The 19,634-nt window shown below is 62.1% G+C and carries 21 protein-coding genes and 1 pseudogene; 8 read left to right on the top strand and 14 right to left on the bottom strand.

Going from position 1 to position 19,634, the window contains the following annotated elements; all coding sequences use genetic code 11:
* A pseudogene (locus K675_RS30690) lies at positions 1–574 on the bottom strand (PAS domain-containing sensor histidine kinase); the annotation flags it as partial.
* On the bottom strand, positions 571–1,017 hold the full coding sequence (locus K675_RS0112175; RefSeq protein ID WP_017903798.1) for a TadE/TadG family type IV pilus assembly protein: 447 nt from the start codon (positions 1,015–1,017) through the stop codon (positions 571–573). The gene K675_RS0112175 and the pseudogene K675_RS30690, both read right to left, overlap by 4 nt.
* Before the next feature lie 75 nt (positions 1,018–1,092).
* Here K675_RS0112175 and K675_RS0112170 point away from each other — a divergent pair, with 75 nt between their 5' ends.
* On the top strand, positions 1,093–1,563 hold the full coding sequence (locus K675_RS0112170; RefSeq protein ID WP_017903797.1) for an A24 family peptidase: 471 nt from the start codon (positions 1,093–1,095) through the stop codon (positions 1,561–1,563).
* 103 nt (positions 1,564–1,666) lie between these two features.
* Positions 1,667–2,449, top strand: a complete 783-nt coding sequence (locus K675_RS0112165; protein ID WP_026145127.1) for a response regulator transcription factor — start codon at positions 1,667–1,669, stop codon at positions 2,447–2,449.
* Here the strand turns inward: K675_RS0112165 and K675_RS0112160 are convergent.
* The 5 genes from K675_RS0112160 to cpaB all read right to left on the bottom strand — a co-directional run bounded on the left by K675_RS0112160 (position 2,446) and on the right by cpaB (position 7,742).
* Positions 2,446–3,333, bottom strand: a complete 888-nt coding sequence (locus tag K675_RS0112160; RefSeq protein WP_017903795.1) for a type II secretion system F family protein — start codon at positions 3,331–3,333, stop codon at positions 2,446–2,448. The two genes, K675_RS0112165 and K675_RS0112160, sit on opposite strands and share 4 nt — an antisense overlap.
* Before the next feature lies 1 nt (position 3,334).
* Positions 3,335–4,231 carry a type II secretion system F family protein gene (locus K675_RS0112155; RefSeq protein WP_017903794.1) on the bottom strand — a complete coding sequence of 299 codons (897 nt, stop codon included), beginning with the start codon at positions 4,229–4,231 and terminating at the stop codon, positions 3,335–3,337.
* Positions 4,232–4,243: 12 nt separating this feature from the next.
* Positions 4,244–5,521 carry a CpaF family protein gene (locus tag K675_RS0112150; protein ID WP_026145126.1) on the bottom strand — a complete coding sequence of 426 codons (1,278 nt, stop codon included), beginning with the start codon at positions 5,519–5,521 and terminating at the stop codon, positions 4,244–4,246.
* Positions 5,518–6,705 (bottom strand): AAA family ATPase, encoded by a 1,188-nt coding sequence (locus K675_RS0112145; protein ID WP_017903792.1) that lies wholly within the window; start codon positions 6,703–6,705, stop codon positions 5,518–5,520. Before K675_RS0112145 ends, K675_RS0112150 begins: the two co-directional genes overlap by 4 nt.
* A gap of 104 nt (positions 6,706–6,809) precedes the next feature.
* On the bottom strand, positions 6,810–7,742 hold the full coding sequence (gene cpaB / locus K675_RS0112140; protein WP_017903791.1) for a Flp pilus assembly protein CpaB: 933 nt from the start codon (positions 7,740–7,742) through the stop codon (positions 6,810–6,812).
* A gap of 304 nt (positions 7,743–8,046) precedes the next feature.
* Between cpaB and K675_RS0112135 the strand changes: the two genes are divergently transcribed.
* The 5 genes from K675_RS0112135 (at position 8,047) to K675_RS0112115 (ending at position 13,208) form a co-directional block, all read left to right on the top strand.
* Positions 8,047–8,238 (top strand): Flp family type IVb pilin, encoded by a 192-nt coding sequence (locus K675_RS0112135; RefSeq protein ID WP_017903790.1) that lies wholly within the window; start codon positions 8,047–8,049, stop codon positions 8,236–8,238.
* A gap of 69 nt (positions 8,239–8,307) precedes the next feature.
* Complete coding sequence (locus K675_RS0112130) at positions 8,308–8,721, top strand: response regulator (protein ID WP_026007664.1); 414 nt, start codon at positions 8,308–8,310, stop codon at positions 8,719–8,721.
* A gap of 175 nt (positions 8,722–8,896) precedes the next feature.
* Entirely contained in the window at positions 8,897–11,296 is a 2,400-nt protein-coding gene (locus K675_RS0112125; protein WP_017903789.1) for an autotransporter outer membrane beta-barrel domain-containing protein, read from the top strand.
* 217 nt (positions 11,297–11,513) lie between these two features.
* Positions 11,514–11,807, top strand: coding sequence for a hypothetical protein (locus tag K675_RS0112120; protein ID WP_026145125.1), 294 nt, complete (start codon positions 11,514–11,516; stop codon positions 11,805–11,807).
* Positions 11,808–11,858: 51 nt separating this feature from the next.
* Positions 11,859–13,208 carry an MATE family efflux transporter gene (locus K675_RS0112115; protein ID WP_017903787.1) on the top strand — a complete coding sequence of 450 codons (1,350 nt, stop codon included), beginning with the start codon at positions 11,859–11,861 and terminating at the stop codon, positions 13,206–13,208.
* 87 nt (positions 13,209–13,295) lie between these two features.
* Here the strand turns inward: K675_RS0112115 and K675_RS0112110 are convergent, their stop codons facing one another.
* The 3 genes from K675_RS0112110 to K675_RS0112100 form a co-directional block, all read right to left on the bottom strand.
* Positions 13,296–13,550 (bottom strand): DUF2790 domain-containing protein, encoded by a 255-nt coding sequence (locus K675_RS0112110; protein WP_017903786.1) that lies wholly within the window; start codon positions 13,548–13,550, stop codon positions 13,296–13,298.
* 111 nt (positions 13,551–13,661) lie between these two features.
* On the bottom strand, positions 13,662–14,132 hold the full coding sequence (cynS, locus tag K675_RS0112105; protein ID WP_017903785.1) for a cyanase: 471 nt from the start codon (positions 14,130–14,132) through the stop codon (positions 13,662–13,664).
* A 39-nt stretch (positions 14,133–14,171) separates the two neighbouring features.
* A complete protein-coding gene (locus tag K675_RS0112100; protein WP_017903784.1) occupies positions 14,172–14,831 on the bottom strand; it encodes a carbonic anhydrase in 660 nt (219 codons plus the stop codon).
* 111 nt (positions 14,832–14,942) lie between these two features.
* On the opposite strand from K675_RS0112100, the gene cynR reads away from it, so the two are divergent.
* Positions 14,943–15,830: a transcriptional regulator CynR gene (cynR, locus tag K675_RS0112095; protein WP_017903783.1), complete on the top strand. Its 888-nt coding sequence runs from the start codon at positions 14,943–14,945 to the stop codon at positions 15,828–15,830.
* Between the two features lie 304 nt (positions 15,831–16,134).
* On the opposite strand, the gene K675_RS0112090 is transcribed toward cynR, so the two are convergent.
* From K675_RS0112090 to K675_RS0112080, 4 genes are all read right to left on the bottom strand, one after another.
* Positions 16,135–16,611 (bottom strand): DUF1348 family protein, encoded by a 477-nt coding sequence (locus K675_RS0112090; protein ID WP_017903782.1) that lies wholly within the window; start codon positions 16,609–16,611, stop codon positions 16,135–16,137.
* A gap of 450 nt (positions 16,612–17,061) precedes the next feature.
* On the bottom strand, positions 17,062–17,151 hold the full coding sequence (locus tag K675_RS34135; protein ID WP_420066336.1) for a hypothetical protein: 90 nt from the start codon (positions 17,149–17,151) through the stop codon (positions 17,062–17,064).
* Between the two features lie 342 nt (positions 17,152–17,493).
* Positions 17,494–18,258 (bottom strand): DUF4123 domain-containing protein, encoded by a 765-nt coding sequence (locus K675_RS0112085; RefSeq protein WP_017903781.1) that lies wholly within the window; start codon positions 18,256–18,258, stop codon positions 17,494–17,496.
* 11 nt (positions 18,259–18,269) lie between these two features.
* Entirely contained in the window at positions 18,270–19,562 is a 1,293-nt protein-coding gene (locus K675_RS0112080; protein ID WP_017903780.1) for a contractile injection system protein, VgrG/Pvc8 family, read from the bottom strand.
* Positions 19,563–19,634 lie beyond the last annotated feature (72 nt).

The raw sequence follows: 19,634 nt of genomic DNA, 5'->3' as shown, positions 1-19,634 counted from the left end.
TGTGCCCCTGCCACTGCTGGCCGGGCTCATCCAGCAGGGCCAGGGCCAGGCAGGGGACATGCCAGCGCTGGGCCAGAGCCTGCAGTTGCTCGGCCAGCACCTGGGGCAGGCGCGCCACGCTGCACAGGCGCAACTGCTCGCTCATCCGCGCGGCGAAGTGCTGCAGGTACTCACGATTTTCCGCGGCCTGGTTGTCCCTGCGCAGGTCACCGACATCCAGCGCCTGCAACAACCAGCCGCCCTGATAGGGCTGGAGCCAGCCACGGGTGTGCACGACCTGGCCGGCCAGGCCGTTGAAATCCAGGTCGAGGATATGCCCGAGCCAGTCCGCCGGCAGGCCTTCGACCGACAAGTGACTGGACACCACCAGCAGATCCCGCAACGAGTAGCCTCCCCCCTGCGGCAGCCCCGCCAGCCCATGGCGCAGCGGCCCGGCGACGTCCAGCACCCGGCCATCTCCATCGAGGCGAATCCGCAACTCGGCCGCCGAGGTCGACGGTTCGGGCTGCGGAGCGAGCGCCGGCTCCGCCGCCCGGCCGAGCAGACGACCGAACAGCTTCTCCCCGGAACTCAAAACTGCATGCTCGCGCTGGCCTTGAGCGTGGTGGGCAGATTGGGCACCGTCCCGATCCCGGGCAGCACCAGGAAAGGCAACACGCTGCGCAAGCGGGAAGTCGGATACTGGATGCTGACGGTCAGCAGGCCTCCCGTATAGGTCGCGGTGATATCGCTGGACGCGTTGAAACTCAGCGCCGCCGGAATCCACCGCAGGCGCTGGGCCGCCGCCGCCGTCGCCGTGCTCCTGAGCAGGGTACCGTAGTTGCTGCCGCTGGCCACCGGGTCCACCTGCGCCCCCTGCCGTACCCCCTCGGCGGTCGCGGCATTGAACGACTGCACCATCAGCATCGGCAGGCTGTAGCTGAGCAAGCCATGAAGCACCGCGAAAAAAATCACGAAGACCAGCGCGAACTCGATGGCGGCGGCGCCTTTTTGCTTTCCGGGGAGGCCTGGGATCATGACTGCGTCTACCCTGACAACTGCACGTTGCTATCAGCATAGAATCATTCATCGGAAAGGGACGTTTTTTAGCCGATGCACAGCCTCATCCTGCTTGTCTGGTTCACACTCTGCGCGGCGCAGGACCTGCGCCAGCGGGAAATCGCCAATAGCCTGACCCTGGGGGGCTCGGCACTGGCACTGTTCTATCTGCTCTGGAGTGGCAACACCTGGCTGGGGGCAACGGCAGAGCAAGGCGGCTGGGCCTTCCTGCTGGCCCTGTTGCTGACCCTGCCCGGCTACGTCACGGCGCGACTGGGGGCCGGCGACGTCAAGCTGCTGATCGCCCTGGCTCTGGCCAGCGACAGCCGCTACCTGCTCGGAACCGTCATCGGCGCCGGGGTGGCCAGCCTGCTGTGGCTGGGGCTGGGTCCGCGGCTCTGGCCACGGCTGGGCAGGCCGCTCAAGCGGCTGCTGCGCAACCTCGAGCCGGGAACCGCGGACAAACAGCCGTTCGCGCCCTTCCTGTGGGCCGGCCTGCTGTGCATGACCGTCAGCCTCCATTAGGTGTACAGCACGCCAAAGTGCGTCTACTTTTATCTCTGGCCCCCAGGCTGCGCGCGTGGGCAGGGAACTCGTGGTCATTGGCTTGCAAAGCATGGAGTAGCGCGTGAACAGGCTTGTCTCTGAGATGAAGGTACTGGTGGTCGATGACGAACCACTGATCGTGGACGAACTCTGCGAGTTCCTTGAAAAAAGCGGCTATCGCTGCGTACCCGCCCTGACCAGCCAGCTGGCCATCGAACGCTTCAGGGAAGATCCCGGAATCGCCCTGGTCCTGTGCGACCTGCACCTGCCCGACCTCGATGGTGTCGAACTGGTGCACGAGCTGCAACGTTTCGCCGGCAAGCGACGGATCTTCGAATCGATCATGCTGACCGGACGCGCCGACAAGCAGGACGTGATCAAGGCCCTGCGCGCCGGTATCGCCGACTACTACCAGAAACCGGTGGACCTTGCCGAACTGCTCGAAGGCATTCAGCGCCAGGAAGCCGTGATCGCCGAACGCCTGCAGCATGAAAGCCTCGGACACCTGAACCAGAAACTGCAATTTCTCGCCGATTCCATCGATGACCTCTACCACGACCTCGACAGTGTCCGCCGCCCGCCCCAGAGGCGTCGCGAGGAAGCCACCGACGAAGAGTCGAACACGGCGCAGGACCTTAAGGACGCACAGATATTCAGCCAGTTGTCGCCGCGCCAGATCGATGTGGCCCGCCTCGTGGGCAAGGGCCAGACCAACTATCAGATCGCCTGCGAATTGGGCATCACCGAAAATACCGTGAAGCTCTATGTGTCGCAGGTGCTGCGGCTGACCCATATGCACAACCGCACGCAACTGGCCCTGGCGCTATCGCCCGCCGGGCCACGACAACGGGATGCGACGGCCTAAGACGTGAAGGCCTTGCTCAAGGCGGTAAAACCCGGCCCGGCGAGCACGATCAGCAACGCCGGAAACAGAAACACCATCATCACCACCGACATCTTCGCCGACATCTTCGAGATGTACTCCTGCAGGCGGGTCAGGCGCCGGTCATCGAGCAGTTGCTTGAGCGACAGCAACGACTTCATCGCCCCGCCGCCCTGCTGGAGCAGTTGCTGGAGAATGACACAGGTATCGTCGAACTCGTCGACCGCCAGAAACCGGGCCATCTTGCCCAGCTCCTCGCCCAGTTCCAGACCGGAATCGACCCTGGCCAGCACCAGTTGCAACTCACCGCTCAGCACCGGCAGCAATTGCCGGGACTCACTGGCGAGCACCCGCAACGCCTGCTCCACGGCCATGCCCGATTCGAAGAGAATGCGCAGCAGCGGAATGAAGGTCGAAACCTCGACCGTGACCTGTTGCTGCCGCCGCGCGGCGGCCATGACCAGCAGGCGCTTGGGCAGCAGATAGCCGGCGGCCAGACCGAGGAACGGCGCGATCCACGGCGACTCCAGCTCGGAAAAGAACACCCCCTGCACCAGCAGGACGAACACCAGCACCAGCACCGGCATACCGATCTGGCAGGCGGCAAACAACGAGCGCTGGTTCGCCTTGCGCCAGCCGATGCGGTTGAGCAGCACCTGGGTTTCGTTGTCGATACTCACCGAGCGCTGGCCGAAACGGGTCTCCCCCAGCATCCGTAGCCAATCGCCCAACTTGTGCCGCTCGCGCACCATGTGCCCCTGCAAGCGTTCCGTCACCGCCCGCTCGCGCTGACGCTTGTGCAATACATCACCCACGATCAGCACCAGGGCGGCGAGAAACAGCAGCAGACTCATCAGCAGGGCCATCTCATACGCTCCGCAGCATGCGCCACAGCGCCAGACAACCCAGCACCTGCAGGCCGAAGGACAGCAGCAGCATCCGCTGGCCGCTCGGATCCTGCCACATGTTCAGCAGATAGCCGGGATTGGTCACCATGAAGTAACCCGCCACGCCGATCGGCAGCAGCGCCAGGACCACCGCGGTCATGCGGGTCTCGCCGGTCATGGCGCGCAGTTGCCGCGCGGCCTGATCACGCTCGCGGATCAGCTTCATCAGGTTTTCCAGCAGCTCGCTGGCATTGCCGCCATAACGGTGGTTGACCTTCAGGCCAAGGGCCAGGAAGCGAAACTCCTCCCGCTCATAGAACTCGGCGAAGTCGCTGGCCGCCTCCGGCAGGCTGACGCCCAGCTCGACGTTGCGCCGAATACGCACCATGGACTCGCGCAACGGATCGGCCGATGCCTCGATACCACCGAGGATCGCATCGGCCAGGGTCCGCCCGGACTTCAGGCTGCGCACCGCATAGTCGAGCATCTGCGGCAACTGCTCGACGATCCGCCGCACCCGCCGCCGATAACGCCACCCCACGAACACGCGCAGGCCGAGCGGCGGCAGCACCAGCATCGCCACCAGGCCGAACACTCCAACCGCCAGCCCTCCCAGGAAAACCAGCACCATCCAGATCATCAGCCACAGAACCAGCCGCTCACCCGGGCGGTCCAGCCCGGCACGCAGGAACAGGCGGTCCAGTCGGTTCCTCAGCGGGCTGGCGGTGCTGGCGACCGTCACGAATTCCGGCTGCCCCTCGGTCAGGCGGCCAAGCACCCGCTCGTTGCCGGTCTTGCGCATCGCGAGGTAGAACAGCCGCAGCGAAGAGCCGAGCAGCAGCAGACAGATGACACCAAGCAACAGCGGAGCGAGCATGGTCGGGTCTCCTCAATCGTCGAACCCCAGGTGCGACTCGCGTCGCAGCTTGTCGCCCGCCGGGTTGACGGCATCGCGCTGGAAACTGAAACCGTTGCGGCGATCGAGCCGGAACAGGGTGTTGGTGACATAGATGTCATCGCGAACCCCGACCACCTCCACCACTTCGCTGACACAGCGCCGGCCATCGGGCAGGCGGGTCAACTGGATCACCACATCCAGCGCCGCGCAGATCATCTGGCGCAGCGTCTTCTCCGCCACCTGGCGTCCGGTCAAGCCGACCAGGGTTTCCAGACGCAGCAAGGCGTCCTGGGCATTGTTGGCATGCACCGTGCTCATCGAGCCGTCATGACCGGTGTTCATCGCCGTCAGCACGTCGAGCACTTCCACGCCGCGAATCTCGCCGAGGATGATCCGGTCCGGACGCATCCGCAAGGCGTTGCGGATCAGGTCGCTGGAACGCACCTCGCCATGGCCCTCGGCATTCGGCGGGCGGGTCTCCAGGCGCACCACATGGGGATGGTTGAGCTGCAGCTCGGCGACGTCCTCGATGGTGACCAGACGCTGGTGGCGGTTGATCAGTTGGCTGAGGATATTGAGCAGGGTGGTCTTGCCGGTGCCGGTACCGCCGCTGATCAGAATGTTGCAGCGCTTGCCCACGGCGTCCTGGAAGAACTCGAGGATGGCCTGATCGATGGTCTGCATCGCCACCAGATCGTTGCTCTTGAGCATGTCCTTGCGAAACTTGCGGATCGACAGGCAGGGGCCGTCCAGAGCGATCGGCGGAATGATCGCGTTGACCCGGCTGCCGTCGGGCATCCGCGCGTCGACCATCGGCGACGACTCGTCCAGTCGACGTCCGAGCGGCGCGAGGATCCGCTGGATGACCCGTTCCACATGGTGATCGTCGATGAAGCGCAGGTCGCTCTGGTGCAGCAGACCGTCGCGCTCGAGAAACACCCGGTGCGGGCCGTTGACCAGAATCTCGGTGACCGCGGTATCGCGCAGCAGCACCTCCAGCGGACCGAAGCCGGTCAGTTCGTCGACGATCTCCTCCGCCAGCCGCTCCATCTCATAACGGGAAATAGCCAGGTGCAGGCGCGACACATACTCGCCGACCTTGTCGATGACGAACTGCGCCAGGATCTGGCGCGAGCCTTCGAGCAGGTTCTTCCCCGACTCCTCGATGGCATCGATGATGTAGCGATGCAGCACCAGTTTGAGCCCTTCGTGGTCGGCGTTGCCAGCCGTTCCACGGTTCTGGCCGCCGAACAGTCTCTCGCCCATCACTTGCTCCCCCAGATACGGTTGAGCCAGCGTTCAGAGGTCTTGGTACGCCCCTCGGAGCGCTTGGCCAGACGCTCGCCGAGGGTCTTGAGCCCATGGGTCAGGGCTTCGCGCGAGGCCAGCTCGAACAGCGTCTGGCCCTGGTTCTTCGCGTTCAGGCGAAGTTCGGCGCTGAACGGCAGCACCGACAGCACCGGAAAGCCAAAGGTCTTGCCCAGGGTGTCGGAATCCGGCGAGACATTTTTCAGATAACGGTCGACCAGTAAACGCGCGTGGTCGAGTTTCATGCCCTTCTCCCGCCACAGATTGAGGATCGTCAGGTTGCGTCGGCAATCGAGGACACTCTGGTCGGTGTACCAGAGCAACTTGTCGCAGTGGCTGACGAAGGTCCGCAGGGCCTCGCTGTCGGACTGCCCGGTGAGATTGACGATGATGTGCTGGAAGTGCTGACGCAGGGCGCTGAGCAACATGTACAGCTCGGCGGCGCTGGTGCGCTTGAGCGGGTCGTCGGTGCTGGCATAGGCGAGGATGCGCAAGCCCTCTTCGGTGCGGGTGAAGGCACTGTCGATCATCGTCGCGTCCAGGCGGCGCAGGTGACGCAGCGCGTCGCCGAAATGGAACGAGCTCTCCAGGCCGAGCAAGGCCAGGCTGTCCCCCCGGGGCAGGCCGAGATCGAGCAGCAGGGTCTGTTGCCCGCTCTTCTGCACCACCAGAGCCAGGTGAGTGGACAGCAGAGCGCCATCGGCATTGCCCTGGGCACCGTAGAGCACGGTGAAGCCCCCCATCTGCGCACTCGGCGCCACCGCCGGCAGGCGCTTGCTCAGGCGCCGGACCAGCCCGGCCACCTCGCTGGAGCGCGAGCCATAGGCGACGAAGTCCCGCGCACCGGCACGCATCGCGTTGAGCACCAACTGGTTGTCCATGCCGTCGCCGAGGGCGACGATCGCCAGCATCGGCTTGGCTTCCAGCAACCCTTCGATCAGGGCGCTCTGGGCCACCAGGTTCTCCCGGTCGAGGCCGACGAAAATCAGCCCGGCAAAGGTGACGTCCACCAGCGACAGCAACTCGTCGAGACTGCCGCCGGCACTGACCACCTGGCCCAGCGGTGCCAGGGCACCCTGCAGCCATTCCAGGTCGGTGGTGTTGCGGGTGATTGCCAGAAAAGTCTGGCTCAGGCTCTGGCTCATTTCGATAATCCAGTACGTTGCTCCGACAAACGCCCGGGGAACGAGACCCGGAACACTCGCTTGACACTCGACAGGGATCCATTCATCCGCAGCTTCCTTGCAGGTCAGGGCGTTGCTGGACTGGCTTGGTTGCCACGGATCACCACCGCTCCCTGACCACGCCCGCCGCTCTCGACAACCGGGGGCTGCCCCTTGGCTGGTCCGGCCAGGGCCAACTGGTTGAACTGAAACAGTTCGGCACTGGCCGCCTTGAGGTGGTCGGCACCGACCTTCTCGCCCGCCCAGTAGCGCGGCAGCAGGTTCTCGTCGGCACTGCGTACCGCCAGACGCAGGGTGCCGACCTGGGTCGCCAGCATCAGCCGGCTCAACAGTTGCTCGGGAACCGCCAGCACCACGGTGCGGGCGGATGCGCGGCGCAGTTCCTGATTGGCCCGCTCGCCGGCGCTCACCGCCGACGCGGGCTTGCCATCGTTGGTCAGGCCCTGCTGATCGCCGACACTGAGCAGGCGCATCGCCGGAATCACCACTTGGGCCGACTGCTGCAGGTTGCTGGCATCCTGGCGCAGAAACAGCAGCACATCGACGTAGTCACCGGGAGTCAGTTGCCCGCCGGCGCCGATCACCTCATCCACGGCTACCGCCAGCGCCCGCTCGTCGGCGCGGATCATGCGCGCCAGCGCGCCACCGGCCTGGAAGCTCTCGTCGCTGAGCCAGGTTCCAGCCTTCAGGGGGCGCCACGGAATGCGATCCACCGCCTCCTGCAACGAGCCGAGACTGCCGGGCGGAGCGATGCGCAGCCGCTCGACCACCAGGTCCGCGGCGGTCAGGGGAATGAAGGGAGGGACATCGTGGGCCAGCACCACCACCGGCTGGCGTGCCGGATCCTCGGCGCTGGCCACGGCCTGGTTGTCCACCGGCGCGGTCACGGCCGGGGCCACAGGCGTCGACGGATGGCTGAGCATCAGCCCCCAGTATCCGGCAATCAGGGCTGCGATCAACAAGATGGCCGCCAGCCCCATGGTCACCCGACTGTTCATGACGGCTCTCCCTTTCCTACTGCGCGACCCGCGAAACCATCGCATTCAGGCAGCTATGAACATCAACTTTTTCGCTATTTGAAGGTAGTCCAGCTAGGACGAAATGCCATTACCCAACCGAAAATATCCACGGACAAGAGAAAGAAAACCGACGTTTATCGGCGTCAACCTTCGCATTAATACTTTATGACTAATCCTTTCTTACAGTTGTTGCCCGCCGCTTTGTTGACGATGCTGTGATGGCATAGGGAAACCATGTTTTAAGGCGGCTGATACAGCGTTTAAAAGCGTAAGGAGTTGTCAGATGATCCTTGATTTCGTGACCAGGTTGTATGTGCAGGCTCAGCTTTTCATTAATCGCAAGGAGGGCGCTTCCGGTATCGAATATGCGATTGTGGCGGCGATGGTGGCGGTAGTGATTGCAGGACTGTCCACCGGGATCGGCGGCAAGATCAAGTCATTGTTCGAGGGCATATCCTCAGGCCTGGGGACTTGAACTCCAGCGTTACTTTCCTCTTCGAAGAGGCGCTACACTCATCAAACGAATCAGTTACAGGACTCGTTCATGACTTCCTCTGTTCCCCCACGCCAACAGCTCCTTCTAGTGGATGACGAAGAGGATGCACTCCTGGAACTGGCCGAGTTGCTGGAAGGAGAAGGGTTCTCCTGCTTCACCGCGACTTCGGTCAAGCAGGCCCTGTTCCACCTGACCAAGCACCCCGACATCGCGCTGGTCATCACCGACCTGCGCATGCCCGAGGAGAGCGGCATGTCGCTGATCAAACGGCTGCGCGAGCACACCTCGCGCCAGCACCTGCCGGTGATCGTGACCTCCGGCCATGCCGACATGGACGATGTCAGCGACATGTTGCGTCTGCAGGTACTGGACCTGTTCCGCAAGCCCATCTATCACGTGCGCCTGCTGGAAACCCTCAACAACCTGTTCCCGCAGCCGCGGATCCATGTCGTGGGTTCCTGACCCTCATTGAATTTCTGACGCCAGTTTTTCAACAGGAAACAGTGGCATCAAAATAATGGCCACTGTAGATTATCGGCCGCTGAAAGCAGCCCCCCTGCTGCGCAGCCGGCATGGACGCCTGACAGAACGGCTCCGCGCCCGAACCCTGTCAAACTCCCATGGAAGGACATTTCCGTTGAGTACCCCCTGTCTGCGCCGCACGCTGTTGGCACTCGCCGTTGCCGCTGCCTGCCCCACCGTCATCCACGCCGCTCCCATTCCCGATGTGACTCACGACCTGGGCCAGGGCCGCTTTGTCATCGACCAGCAGACCTTCAATAATGTCACGCTGATCGGAAGCATCACCAGTCAGCACGCCACGCCGTTCGACGATATCGACGTTGGTGACCTGCAAGCGATCACGGTCCTTGGCAACTTCACCAACAAGGCATCGATCAACGTGAATGGCGACAATGGTACCGGCCTGTACTTCGACCCCAGCCACTCGATTCGCCCCTCTGTCCATGGCGACTTCAGTAACGAAGGCACCATCAGCGTCCAGGGCAAGAACAGCTGGGGTGTGATTTTCGAGCAGAGCGATGTCACTGGAGACATCCGCAACAGTGGCAACATCATTGCCAGCGGTGAAGGGGCCGAAGGCGTCATCCTCAAGGATGCCACCCAAGGCGGCCTGCTGATCAACACGGGTACCCTGCGCAGCGACGGCCTCAACTCACGCGGCATCGATATCAGCGGTACCCAGCTCAATGGCATTCATAACAGTGGCACCCTCCGTGCCACTGGCATTGGTGCCGAGGCCATCCATATCGAGCAGAGTAGCTTCCCGCCTGCGACTCCAAGCAACTTCGACCAGGCAGGTATCGTCAACACCGGTACAATTTCCGCGGACGGTATCGCCATCAATGTCGCCAGCCTGAGTGGCAGCAATCCCTTCATTCAGATCAACCAAAAGGCCGGCCTGATCGAAGGCGGCACTGCAGCAATCCAGGCCCACGGCAACGCCTCGCTGAACTGGACCGGCGGCACCGTCAAAGGCGATGTACTCGGCCTGTTTTCCGCCAACGTTGATGGCAATACCGTGTTCGATGGCTCGACCCTGCAAGCGACCTGGATCGATCTCGGACAGGGCACGCTGACCCTGAACAAGGCCCAGACCCAGTTCATCGGCAACCTGGACATGGACTCTCGGGCAGTCCTGCGCCTGTTCCTGGCCAACGACACCAACCCGACCACCCCTCTTCTGACCGTCACGGGAACCACCGAGGCCGAGCCGGGCACCCGCATCCAGTTGCAGCCACGTGCCAGTGACTTCCGTACCGCAGCCCAGGGCACCGAATATGCCCTGCTCAGTTCCGGGACTCTGCTCGGCGGCGAAAACATTCAGGTCACTTCGGGTTCGGCCCTGCTGAACGTCAACAGCTACAGGGTCGACGGCAGCACCGTCAAGGCCGTGGTCGCCAGCAAGGAAGCGGACAGCGTGGCCCACAATATCCAGGGCGCCGGCGGTTCACGCAACGCCTCGATGGCCATCCAACCGTTCTCCAGCACGGTGATGGGCAATCTCACCGAGAGCGATGCGGTCTTCAAGGCCTTCGCCAACGCCAACACCGATGCCGAACTGGCCAGGCTCGCCGAAACCCTGAGCCCCGAGATGAACCAGGGCACCGTGCGTGCGGCGACCAACAGCCAGACGCTGGTCAACAACGTCATCGCCAACCGCTCCGGCGCTGCCCGCAACGGCCTGTCCTCGGGTGACGAAGTGGCGCAGAAAGGAGTCTGGATCCAGGCGCTCAACAGCGAGGCCGACCAAGACATGCGCAATGGCATCGACGGCTACAGCGCCAACAGCCACGGTATTGCCGTTGGCATCGACGGCCAGTTCAGCCGCGACACCACCCTCGGCCTTGCCTACAGCTACCTGGACAGCAACGTGAAGGCCAGTGGCGGCAACAAGACCGACATCACCGGCCACGCCCTGACCGCCTATGGCAACTGGTCCCACGACCACTGGTTCGTCGACACCTCGGCCACATTCGGCTGGAACGACAACAGCTCCAGGCGCTACATCGCCGGCACCCAGGCCAAGGCCGACTACGACAGCAGCCTCTTCGGGCTCAATGCCCTGGCTGGCTATACCCTGCAGATCGACCGGCACCTGATACTGGAACCCCAGGTCGGCGCCCGCTACGCCAACGTGGCGCTGGACGGTTATCGCGAAAAAGGCAGCTCGGCGGCTCTCCGTGTCGGCAGCCAGCGTTATGAAGTCGGCGAGTTGGGGGCGGGCCTGCGCCTGGCCTCGGCCTTCGACCTGGGGCAAGGCTCGCTGGAGCCGGAAGCCAAGGTCATGGCCTGGCATGACCTGATCGCGGACAAGGCCAGCACCACCTCGACCTTCGTCCTCGGTGGCACACCGTTCACCACCAGCGGTGCCAAACCTGCACGTGACAGCTATGAGCTGGGTGTCGGCGCCACCTACCGCCTGGGAGCATGGAGCGTTGGCGGGTCCTACAACTACGTGGCCAAGACCGGTTTCGACTCCGACACCTTCACGGCCAAGGTGCGCTACGAGTTCTGAAGCGGGCTCGCCACGAGCCGGGACCAGCGGTGGAGAATCAGAGACAGCCGGCTGCACCGGATGATGTCAACCACCTGTTTTGCGTACCGCCATGAACCTGGACAGCCCCTGACTATCGGGGGCCGTCCAGTCCAAGGCACTATGCTTGCGGGAACTGCCTGCCAGTTCCATGGCCAAAGGCTACAATCCGTCGCCATATACTCATCAGGGTAAGCACATGCAGGCAGAAGGTTTTTTCGAGTGGCTGGGTCGGGTGCTCGGGTCAATAATCCGTTTCATCGTCGACGGCCTGGGTGGACTCTTCGACCTGCTCGCCCATGCCGGTGGCCACTTCGTCGATGGCCTGGCCCGGGCCCTGGGCATGGATACCTCGCTGATCAGCATCCTGGCCCTGATCGTCGGCCTGATGTTCCTCTACTCGGCAGTCCGGGCCTTCATGCGCGCCTCGATCTTCCTCGGCATCATCTGGCTGCTGCTCGGGCTCTGGCTGTTGAGCTGGATCATTCACTGACGACCGCCGCCTGTCCGCTCGCTACAATGCGTGCTCTTGCGAGGAGCCTGCATGTCCACCCTGCTCACTGACTGGCGCGACCGCCCTACCCACCAGAGGGTCTGGGCGCTCGCCGCGCCGATGATTCTGTCGAATATTTCCGTTCCACTGGTGGCACTGGTCGACAGCACGGTGATCGGCCACCTGCCCCACGCTCACCAGTTGGGCGCCGTGGCGGTGGGGGCCAGCCTGTACATTTTCCTGGCCTGGGCCATGGGCTTCCTGCGCATGGGCTCCACCGGCTTCGCCGCCCAGGCGGCCGGGCGTGGCGACGGTACCGCACTACGACAGATTCTCCTGCAGGGACTGCTGCTGAGCCTGCTGCTGGCACTGTTTCTCGGGGTCATCGCGCTGCCTTTCAGCCACCTGGCGCTGCAAGTCATGCAGCCCTCGGTCGAACTGCAGCAACTGACCCGGGACTTCTTCAACACCCGCCTGTTCGGGCTACCGGCGGCCCTGGCCAGCTACGCGCTGGTCGGCTGGTTCCTCGGCACGCAGAATGCCCGGGCACCGCTGGCGATCCTGCTGACCACCAATCTGATGAACATCGCCCTTAACCTGTGGTTCGTGCTCGGCCTGGAATGGGGCGTGGTCGGCGCGGCGCGGGCGTCGGTCATCGCCGAGTGGGGCGGTGCCCTGCTCGGCCTGGCGCTGACAGGCAACGCCCTGCGCGGCTACCCCGGCAAACTGGCCTGGGCGGCCCTGGCCCCGTGGCGGAGCTGGCGCCCGCTGCTCACCGTCAACCGCGACATTTTCATCCGCAGCATGGCACTGCAATCGGTGTTCTTCCTGATCACGATACAAGGTGCCCGCCTGGGCGATGCCACCGTCGCCGCCAATGCCCTGCTGCTCAACGGCCTGCTGCTGGCCGCGCACGCCCTCGATGGCCTGGCCCACGCGGTTGAAGCGCTGTGCGGGCATGCGATCGGTGCCGGGGATCGTCAGACCCTGCGCCGCTCGCTGGTCGTCGCCGCCGGCTGGTCACTGCTGGCCAGCCTCGGCTTCGCCTTGCTGTTCCTGCTCGGCGGACACCTGTTCATCACCCTGCAGACCAACATCCCCAGCGTACGCGAAACCGCCTTCGGCTACCTGCCATACCTGGCCGTGCTGCCGCTGGTCGCGGTCTGGAGCTACCTGCTGGACGGCCTGTTCATCGGCGCCACCCGCGCCCGCGAGATGCGCGACGCGATGCTCGCCAGCGTGTTGATCGCGTTGCCCCTCGCCTGGGCCCTGAGCCGCTACGGCAATCACGGCCTGTGGATCGCGTTCCTGCTGTTCATGTTGCTGCGCAGCCTGACCCTCGGCGCTTGCGCCTGGAAACTGCAGCGACGCAATCGCTGGTTCAACAACCCGACGCTCTGAGATCTCTCGAGTGACGCAAGACAACCTTGTGTGAAGGCACCGACCCTGCTGCCAACAGTGGCCAGCAGGCAGTGTGCAGGTGCCTGATCAGTTCGTACAACCATTGCCCATCACGTGGTATTCCATGATATGCCGTTCGCCATTGGAGTCGTCGTAAGTCAAATGCATCGGCACCACATCGCAGACATCGGGTACCTGAGAAATCGCCACAACGTGCGCGATATCCAGGTTCTGGGAATACCGATAGGGCTCGACCGTCACCTGTGCGGCCTGAGTACCCTGCTCGTCCGCCATTGCAGCAGAACCAAGGCAGCCAAGGAATAAAACGAGTAAAAGTTTCATAGCAATCACCTGTATCGAGGGCGTGAAAAGGCCAGAGCACGCAGGCAGCGCTCAGTGGCAATAAAGGACTGGGGAGCGACCCGGCGCCTTCAGACGCCGGGTTGAGTTACATCAGAAAGGCTTGGTAGGCAGGTATTTGCCGTCCAGGGTGATCACGGCGCGGTGACCACCGTCGGGATCCTCGACTTTCTTGATATCCAGCTTGAAGTTGATGGCGCTGATGATGCCGTCGCCGAACTTCTCGTGAACCAGCGCTTTGAGGGTGGTGCCGTAGACCGACATCATTTCGTAGAAACGGTAGATGGTCGGGTCGGACGGCACGCCGTCGAAAAAGCTGCCGCGAATTGGCATCGACTGCAGCAGAGCGACTTGATCGGCATCGAGGTCGAGTTTCTCGCCAACGACCTTCGCAGCGGCGGCAGGCAGCGGGTGCTGGCCGAGCAGGGCTGCAGTGACGAATGCCTCGGACAGGCCGGTACCGTCAACGATCTCGGCGAAAGAGAGGTCCTTGCGGGCCTTGGCCAGAATGATGGTTTCGGTCAGTTCTTGGCGAGCGGTACGGGTGGCTTGAGTCTGGATCATGGTAGATCTCCTGAGTAGGTAAAGGTGTTGATACAGGTTTCAGGCGACGTGCCTGGCTTGCGGGGAAACGGCGCGAACTTCCGGGTTTTCAGCAAGAGACACGAAAGTCCCGGTCCTGCCATCGAAGGCGTCGATACGTCCGGTCTCGATGTCGTAGATCCAGCCATGCAAAGTCACACGGCCTTCTTCAAGCGCCAGGCGAACGGATGGGTGAGTCTGGATGTTGGCCAGTTGCGCGATGACGTTTTCGCGCACCATTGAAGCGACTTTGCTCGGCTGATCGGGGTGTTTGCGGGCTTCGTTGACCACCTTTGCCGAGTCGGCGTAACGCAACCAGCCGGCAACGGCAGGCATGTGATCCAGGCACTTGCACGTTGCGATGGCGGTCATCGCGCCGCAGTCGGAGTGGCCACAGATCACGATGTCTGCGACGTTGAGTCCAGCCACCGCGTATTCGACAGAGGCCGAAACGCCGCCCGGCTCCGGACCATACGAAGGCACGATATTGCCGGCGTTGCGGATGACGAACAGATCGCCTGGCTCGCGCTGGGTGACCAGTTCAGGCACCAGTCGGCTGTCAGAGCAAGAGATGAACAGTGCCTTTGGGCTCTGCTGGTTGGCCAGGTCCTTGAACAGTTTGACCCGCTCGGGGAAGGCGTTTTTTTGGAATTTCAGAAAACCGTCAATAATCGCTTTCATGAGTTGCTGTCTCAATGTCGCTGGGTGTGGGACAAAGATTAAGCAGCACATGACATAAGGTAAAAGTCTCATTTATTATGAGTAAGATCAGATTATCTTATGAGACAAAGCATGCTTGCTCGCCACATCCAGTATTTCCTCGCGGTTGCAGAACATCTCAGTTTCACGAAGGCAGCAGCGGCGCTGCACGTCTCGCAGCCAGCCCTCTCGCAGCAGGTAAAACAATTGGAAGAAATCCTTGGCGCCCAATTGTTCGATCGCTCGGGACGCACAACGCGTCTGACTGACGCGGGAGATGCCTACCTTCTGTATGCGCGCCGTGCCTATCAGGAATTGCAGGAAGCCAAAAGCGCTATCCATGATGTGAGCAACCTCACTCGCGGCTCATTGCGCGTGGCCGTAACACCGACGTTCACGACCTACCTGGTGGGTCCGCTGATCGAGGCATTTCACTCCAGGTACCCGAAAATCACCTTCAATGTGAAAGAGATCTCTCAGGAACGCATCGAGGAGCTGCTTTTGGCAGGAGAACTGGATGTAGGGATCGCTTTCGATGAAATAAATACACCGGACATTGACGCGCTCCCCTTGCTGAACGAAACCCTCGCTCTGGTGGTGAGCCGCCAACACCGTCTGGCCGAGGAACGGTCCATTGGATTGCAGGAACTCAGTGCCGAATCTCTGGTTCTGCTCAGTACGGATTTTGCCACCCGCGAACAAATCGACCGCTACTGCCGCAAGCACGCCATTCGTCCACACGTGCAGATGGAGGCCAATGCCATAGGGGCAGTGATTGAAATTGTCCGCCGGACCCGTCTGTCGACGTTATTGCCGGCCAAACTCGTGTCGGTTCACGACGACCTGGTGGCAATCAGACTGGAGCCAGAACGCTTGCAACGAACCGCCGTCCTTTTGCGTCGCAAAGACGCCTTTCAGAGCGCAGCAGCGCGAGTTTTTATTGAACTGACCAAGGAAGTATCCCGCGAACTCGATGAGTGAGGTGGTGCGCGACTCAAGATGCGCGTTCACGGGGGATGCCCACCCGTACGAATCACCTGACAGTTTGTTTCGCTGGAGAATAGAGCGACACGGCGCTCAGGGTATGAAGACAAGGCCCGCGGATAGACTCGCCGAGATCGCCAAGCGACGCAGCGGAATGAATGGATTTGAAGTGAGTCGTCATTGACCCTTTATTTGCCTTTGGCGCGCAAGTTCATGCCAATTGAAACCCGAATATCGATAATGAATTTTTGCAAGATAAGAACCTGACCCTTTACGTGTAAAGGATCAGGTTCAGCATGGCTTACAGACCAAGTTCGGTCAGACCTGGATGATCATCAGGGCGGCGACCCAGAGGCCAGAAGAACTTACGCTCACTTTCCTTGATGGGCATGTCATTGACGCAAGCGAAGCGACGGTGCATCAGGCCATCCGCTTCGAACTCCCAGTTCTCGTTGCCGTAAGAGCGGAACCAGTTACCCGAATCATCGTGCCATTCGTAAGCATAACGAACGGCGATGCGATTATCGGTGAAGGCCCAGAGCTCTTTGATCAGACGATAATCGAGCTCTTTTTTCCATTTGCGCGTGAGAAAACCCTTGGCCTCTTCGCGATTGCTCGCGAACTCGGCGCGGTTACGCCATTTGGTATCCAGCGTATAGGCGAGCGAAACTTTTTCTGCGTCTCGGCTATTCCAGCCATCTTCAGCGAGTCGAACCTTTTCAATCGCCGATTCGCGAGTGAAGGGAGGAAGTGGCGGGCGAACGGGTGCATTGGACATGGTGGTGCCTCCAGTTTTTGGATGTTTCATTCAGGTTAGTATTTCTGGAACTCTAAACGCTTCCGCGCGATACTGCTTCAAGCAATATTTCAGCTGTTACCTTTACGCTATCCAGAGCACTGCAGCCACCCATTACGCGGGCCACCGTTACCGCTCCCTTTAACAACAGAAAAGTTACTGGCAAGAACCTTGGAGTTTCGACATCCAGTCGACCAACCAGCTACAATGTATAGTCAAGCAGTTTTTGTTCATGCAACTTCGCGACATGATGGACAGGATCGCCTACATCGCCAACCACCCCGGTCGCAATAATTAAATCCATCCCCGAAAAATGCCTGATTAAAACCGGCTTTCAAGCATGGCGAAAATGTTAGTCATGACTTCTTGAGAACGTTTACAGTTTTCGCATTCACGTCCGCAGCACGGCATCCAGCTGTACACCCCGTGCATTCAATGCCGCGGTGCAATATCGCCTTTGTTCGATAAATGGCGATAAAAACTTTCAGGTGATGCACCAGAGTTCTTTATCAAGAACTCCATGCCAGTGGCATGGATACTATTTTCGTAGATGAGCTTCTCCGCGGTAGCCAGCATTTTTCCGCGTGCAGGGTCATCGGCTTTTCCATGCGGCCAGAGTAGAACGATCGTTCTCCCTGGTCAAGCTTCTGCCGAAATTATTTTTGGTGGCGGGTTTGACGGGGGAATTTCAATGGCTCCCGCATGCAGATTTGTCTGGACCTCATATTTTTCTCGACACCGCACCGGTCACGCTACAAGCCTTGAATCTGAGCGTTGCCCCTGGTGCGGTGTCTCAGAACTGTCCCTGAAAAGCTGAGCCAGCCATCTTCAGATGGGCACGTCTGAAACACCACATCCGGGCCATCAGCCCCGCGCCCGCATCCAGACCAGGCGCAGGTTTTCCAGACGCTCGCCCGGCGTATCACCCGGCAGGCCGGCTGGGAATGATGCCGCCGGATACTGCGCCCGCAACCACAACCAGTCATCGAGACTGGTGCTGTCGCAAAATCCCTGGGCGATACCCTCCTGCAGATGTTGCCAAGTCCAGGTGTAATCGTGGCCGCTGGCTCGGCTCCACTGGTAGGCGTGCCGCTCCAGCACGCACACCTGCAGCCGCCGCTGCTGTGCGCTGCTGAGGGTTTCCCGGGCGCCGAGGGCCGCCCCATCCAACCGCGGATTGATCAGTTGCTGCCAGCCGAGACAGCCGGCGGCCTTGTCGGCCCAGGTGCCGCCATACCAATAGACAAGGCTGATAGGCCCCAGCCAGCGGCTGAGTTCACGGCTGTCGGCACCGTCGAAGAAGTAGCTGGCGGTCTGCGGGTTGTAGTAGCTGATCACGCCCTGATGTTCGCCGTCAAAACGTACCACCAGCATCTGCCGCAGATGGGCCAGCAGAACGGCGGGCCGGGCCGGGCTACGCAGGAACAGGCCGCCCCAGGCCGCCGGTCGGGCCTGGCTCAGCGTCGCCAACGGACAATCCGCGGCCAGCCTGAGCAGCCGCGGCCCCCAGTCGCGCACGCCATGGAACGGCGTGCCTTCGAACAGCAGGTGGCTCTCGTAATGCGTATAGCGTTCCCGCAACGCCGCCACCAGACCGGGGGCCGTGGGGATATCCAGCAGCAGCCACATCGCCTCCGTGTTCACGACAGGCAACCCCGGCAACCACAGGAGGCTGGCAGGCTGTCGGGGGCCGGCGGGCACAGCCGCACCAGCGGGTGCCCCGTACGCAACAGTTCACAGAACGGGTCGCCGGCAGGTTGCACCTGCAACTGCCGGGCATCGGCGCGCCCGATGATCCGTGGCCGATCCGGATCGCCATCGACGAAACGTACCCATAGCGGCGTGCCCTCCTCCAATCCCGCCACGAATGCCTCGACGTCGGTCACAGCCAGACGGTCGAGCGGTAGCCGGCAGGTGTTCTGCCGGGCTCCCTCGCCCTGATAGAAGACCCGTAACTGAACGGCAAGCCAAGCTTGCCCATCATCGCGGGTACGCGGCTTGCCTGCGGCCAGCCGGGCCCGAAACAGGCCGGACAACCGCGGTTTCGGATAGCGGCGGGGAGTGCGCGGGGCAACCTCCCAGGAGGTCGCCCTGAACAGGTTGCGGTAGAACGGCCCCCATGGTTCGAGCGGGCTGCTGTCGCCGCGATGCTCGAGCGCCGTGATCAGCCACAGGCGGTTCCACGCCTTGCGGGGGTGGCCGGACAGCGGTAGAAACGCCGCACAGTGAAGCCCGGGCAAATCGCTTTCACCCTGCGCCAGCTCCTGGCTGCGCCCACCGCGCCGATGCAACCGCGCCGACAGACTGACCTGGAACTCCTCAACGCCGGGCCCGTCATCCGGGCAGAAACGTGCTTCCCCGGTCCGCCGCAAGGCCCCCAGCCCATCGCTGAACACCAGCCGATGGTTATCCCGCGAATGCTGGAAGTGAAAGTGGATACCCTCCTCGGCGCAGAGCCGCTGCACGAACTCCAGATCGGACTCATCGAACTGCACGCAATACGGTCGCGGTACGCAACGCGCCTTGAGGACAAAACGAAACGCGTCATCGCGCAGACCATGCTCACCCAGCACCTGGGCGATGATGCCCGGGACCGTGCGTTGCTGGAACAGACGCCGACGCAACCGCTGCGCGAGCAGCCCCAGTCGTGGTCCGAGGGACAGCCGGCAGTGTCCCGGAGCCAGGTCGGCACAACGCAGGTTGACACCCTGGATCTGTGCATGGATACCCTCATCGGCAGCCCCCAGGCGCAGAAAGCAACTGCGGTACATCAGCCGGTCCGGATCCGTCCCGAGCGTGTCGCCGGGCAGGTCCAGCTCGAAGGCGAAAAGCTCGCTGACCGCCTCGCGACCGCTGAAGGAAGTGACCGCCAGGGGACGGGACAAGCCGGCGACATCCAGACGGAAAAACGGCTGGTTGGCTGGATCGAACATGGATTTCCCTCTACATGGGCACGACTTTGATCCGGGATTTTCGCCGAGGGAAAAGAACGAGTAGAGGGTCAA

The organism is Pseudomonas fuscovaginae SE-1, assembly GCF_000364705.1.
GTDB classification, from domain to species: domain Bacteria; phylum Pseudomonadota; class Gammaproteobacteria; order Pseudomonadales; family Pseudomonadaceae; genus Aquipseudomonas; species Aquipseudomonas fuscovaginae_A.
Note: the sequence above shows the minus strand (reverse complement) of the source record. Positions and strands in the feature narration are given on the sequence as shown.

Excerpts from the sequence above, each read along its gene's own strand:
- K675_RS0112175 (WP_017903798.1), bottom strand. The coding sequence starts at position 1,017 with ATGATCCCAGGCCTCCCCGGAAAGCAAAAAGGCGCCGCCGCCATCGAG.
- K675_RS0112170 (WP_017903797.1), top strand. The coding sequence starts at position 1,093 with ATGCACAGCCTCATCCTGCTTGTCTGGTTCACACTCTGCGCGGCGCAG.
- K675_RS0112160 (WP_017903795.1), bottom strand. The coding sequence starts at position 3,333 with ATGGCCCTGCTGATGAGTCTGCTGCTGTTTCTCGCCGCCCTGGTGCTG.
- K675_RS0112155 (WP_017903794.1), bottom strand. The coding sequence starts at position 4,231 with ATGCTCGCTCCGCTGTTGCTTGGTGTCATCTGTCTGCTGCTGCTCGGC.
- K675_RS0112145 (WP_017903792.1), bottom strand. The coding sequence starts at position 6,705 with ATGAGCCAGAGCCTGAGCCAGACTTTTCTGGCAATCACCCGCAACACC.
- cpaB (WP_017903791.1), bottom strand. The coding sequence starts at position 7,742 with ATGAACAGTCGGGTGACCATGGGGCTGGCGGCCATCTTGTTGATCGCA.
- K675_RS0112135 (WP_017903790.1), top strand. The coding sequence starts at position 8,047 with ATGATCCTTGATTTCGTGACCAGGTTGTATGTGCAGGCTCAGCTTTTC.
- K675_RS0112130 (WP_026007664.1), top strand. The coding sequence starts at position 8,308 with ATGACTTCCTCTGTTCCCCCACGCCAACAGCTCCTTCTAGTGGATGAC.
- K675_RS0112120 (WP_026145125.1), top strand. The coding sequence starts at position 11,514 with ATGCAGGCAGAAGGTTTTTTCGAGTGGCTGGGTCGGGTGCTCGGGTCA.
- K675_RS0112115 (WP_017903787.1), top strand. The coding sequence starts at position 11,859 with ATGTCCACCCTGCTCACTGACTGGCGCGACCGCCCTACCCACCAGAGG.
- K675_RS0112110 (WP_017903786.1), bottom strand. The coding sequence starts at position 13,550 with ATGAAACTTTTACTCGTTTTATTCCTTGGCTGCCTTGGTTCTGCTGCA.
- cynS (WP_017903785.1), bottom strand. The coding sequence starts at position 14,132 with ATGATCCAGACTCAAGCCACCCGTACCGCTCGCCAAGAACTGACCGAA.
- K675_RS0112100 (WP_017903784.1), bottom strand. The coding sequence starts at position 14,831 with ATGAAAGCGATTATTGACGGTTTTCTGAAATTCCAAAAAAACGCCTTC.
- cynR (WP_017903783.1), top strand. The coding sequence starts at position 14,943 with ATGCTTGCTCGCCACATCCAGTATTTCCTCGCGGTTGCAGAACATCTC.
- K675_RS0112090 (WP_017903782.1), bottom strand. The coding sequence starts at position 16,611 with ATGTCCAATGCACCCGTTCGCCCGCCACTTCCTCCCTTCACTCGCGAA.
- K675_RS34135 (WP_420066336.1), bottom strand. The coding sequence starts at position 17,151 with ATGGAGTTCTTGATAAAGAACTCTGGTGCATCACCTGAAAGTTTTTAT.
- K675_RS0112085 (WP_017903781.1), bottom strand. The coding sequence starts at position 18,258 with ATGTGGCTGCTGCTGGATATCCCCACGGCCCCCGGTCTGGTGGCGGCG.
- K675_RS0112080 (WP_017903780.1), bottom strand. The coding sequence starts at position 19,562 with ATGTTCGATCCAGCCAACCAGCCGTTTTTCCGTCTGGATGTCGCCGGC.